1 pseudogene is annotated in these 460 nt (G+C 43.0%); it reads left to right on the top strand.

What is annotated here, in order from left to right:
• Positions 1-460, top strand: a pseudogene (locus ACTHUR_RS20335) (right-handed parallel beta-helix repeat-containing protein); the annotation flags it as partial.

The following is a 460-nucleotide window of genomic DNA, read 5'->3' as shown; positions in this document are numbered from 1 at the left end:
ACGCGATTGAGTTCCGTAACCATGAAAGCAAAATGGATTACACGCTCAATATGGCAAATAACAAGATCAGCGGCGAATCCACCAAATATCTGATTGCCGTCATCAACGATACCTACGACCGCGTTTTATCTAAAAACGGCATTGGCAGCGGTACTATTACCATTAGCGGCAATGATGCCGATATCGGCAAGATTATGAAAGGCGCGGTGCCGGTTTATGTGGAAGAACACCATGGCAATGTCGCTATGCATGGTGCGGTGACCATTCACAACAACAAAATTTCCGTGCGTGAAAAATCTGACGGCTATGTCGAATTTGCTTATTTGAAAAGTAATGCCAAAGAGTACAACATCACTAATAACACATTGAAACTTGGTGGTGCCCTGGATGATGTTTTGGTAGACGTATACAGTACCAACCCTAAGGGCAAGGCATCTTTAAATGTAGCCAACAATAAAAT

The sequence above is a fragment of the Neisseria sp. P0021.S007 genome (assembly GCF_051956855.1).
Note: the sequence above shows the minus strand (reverse complement) of the source record. Positions and strands in the feature narration are given on the sequence as shown.